Genomic DNA, 1,794 nt, shown 5'->3' with positions numbered 1-1,794 from the left:
ATCGGAGGCAAGACCCCTATCGACCGAATCAACAACGGTCGAGGTCAGTACACCTAGCTCGGGCGATGGCCGGCGTTGAAGGCCTGATCACCTGACAGTCGCGCCAGACATATTCCATTGGCTGCAGTGGTGCGGACGCCCAGGCGCACATCACGCGCCTGCTCAGCCTCCCGGACGCGTGCGGCGAACCCGGCGATCACCGGGATGGTAGCGAGGGTCAGCGATATCGTCAGCGCCATCGCCTCCGGGTCCGCCCCGACCCTGCGCAGCGGCCGCAGGAGCCGGTGCAACGCCTCGAGAAGGTCTGCCATCCGGGTGGTGAGCGTGAGCAGGCTGGCCAGGAGCAGCACCGCCAGGACCCTTCCTGTGCTGATCCACGCGGCCACCGGCGACACGAAGATCACCAGGGCGGCGGTGAGGACGAGGACGATCCACCGCAGTCGCCACATCTCGACCAGGAGCACGCGGAGCGGCATCCCGCTCACGCCGTAGAGCCCGACGAGGATCAGGAGCGAGACGGCGATGCTGATCGGGTCGTGAGGATACAGCGAGAGAAGGAGAGCCCCGATCGCGAGGGCCGCGAGCTTGACCCCGGCGGGGAGGCGATGGAGTATCCCTGTTCCCGGGCGGTACAGCGCGATCACGCGCACGCCTGACGATATGCCGCGATCACCGTCGGTGGCGGGCCTGAGGCGACGATCCGTCCGTCCTCGAAGAGCAGCGCGGTGTCGCAGCGGGCCGCGAGCTCGAGGTCGTGCGTCACCACCACGAGCTGAGCCTGCTGGGCGAGCAGGAGGTCACCGATGCGGCGGGCGTTGCGCAGATCGAGGAGCGTCGTCGGCTCGTCCGCGACGATGATCCTCGGCGCCGCGATCAGCACCGAGGCCAGCGCGAGCATCTGCTTCTGCCCGCCGGACAGGCTCGATGCGGGCATCTCCGCATGTGCCTCCAGTCCGTGCACCTGGAGGGCCTGCCTGACGCGCTCGGCGATCTCCTTCCTCGGGAGGCCGCGCAGCGACAGCGCGAGGTCTTCGGCAGGGGTCGGCATGAGGATCTGCGCATCCGGGTTGGTGAACACGAAGCCCACGAGTCTGCGCACCGCGGCACGCTCGCGCACCGTGTCGAACCCGTGTACCGACACCGAACCGCTGTGGGGCGCGATGAGGCCGTTCAGCACTCTCGCGAAGGTCGACTTGCCAGACCCGTTCGCCCCGATCACGGCGATGGTCGCCGCTGTGAGCTCGGCGCTGACGTCGTGCAGTACCCGACGACCGTCGATCTGCACCGACACCCGGTCGAGGCTGATCGAAGCGATGCCGATCTGAGGGGATGTCGTCACCTTGGGCCTCTCCACGCGTCTCACCTGAACACTGTTCACCTGAACGTCGTTCACTATAATCGGAGCATGAGCCCTGAGCCCAATCCCGCACGTCACGACCGCGACAGCGTGGCCAGGAGTGCCCTCGCTCTGCTCGACGAGGTGGGGCTGGCAGACCTCTCGATGCGGCGTATCGCGGCGGGCCTCGACGTGCAGCCGAGCGCGCTCTACTGGCACTTCGCGAACAAGCAGGAGCTGCTCGCGGAGCTGGCCGATCGGATCACCGCCACGATCCCGAGCGAGCCGACCGACGTCGTGGCGACGGCGCGGGGCATCCGTGACGCGCTCTTCACCTACCGCGACGGCGCGGAGCTGGTCCTCAGCACCTACGCGCTCCAGCTCGGCTCCTCGCAGGCGCAGACCGCGTTGGCCGATGCGCTGCGCGCGCAGGGTGCCGCCGATGTGGAGGATCGGAG

The 1,794-nt window shown here is 68.3% G+C and carries 3 protein-coding genes; 1 reads left to right on the top strand and 2 read right to left on the bottom strand.

The genetic code is table 11. The features are described 5' to 3' along the window. Positions 1 to 53: 53 nt before the first annotated feature. Together KZA10_RS14030 and KZA10_RS14025 are read right to left on the bottom strand one after the other, a co-directional pair. Entirely contained in the window at positions 54 to 644 is a 591-nt protein-coding gene (locus tag KZA10_RS14030; RefSeq protein WP_308289681.1) for a CbiQ family ECF transporter T component, read from the bottom strand. After that, positions 641 to 1,339, bottom strand: a complete 699-nt coding sequence (locus tag KZA10_RS14025) for an energy-coupling factor ABC transporter ATP-binding protein (protein WP_218683186.1) — start codon at positions 1,337 to 1,339, stop codon at positions 641 to 643. Before KZA10_RS14025 ends, KZA10_RS14030 begins: the two co-directional genes overlap by 4 nt. 66 nt (positions 1,340 to 1,405) lie before the next feature. On the opposite strand from KZA10_RS14025, the gene KZA10_RS14020 reads away from it, so the two are divergent. Continuing rightward, positions 1,406 to 1,794, top strand: a 389-nt coding sequence (locus KZA10_RS14020) for a TetR family transcriptional regulator (protein ID WP_218683185.1), incomplete at its 3' end; no start/stop codon positions are given.

The sequence above is a fragment of the Microbacterium sp. BF1 genome, from assembly GCF_019279095.1.
Classification (GTDB): domain Bacteria; phylum Actinomycetota; class Actinomycetes; order Actinomycetales; family Microbacteriaceae; genus Microbacterium; species Microbacterium maritypicum.
Note: the sequence above shows the minus strand (reverse complement) of the source record. Positions and strands in the feature narration are given on the sequence as shown.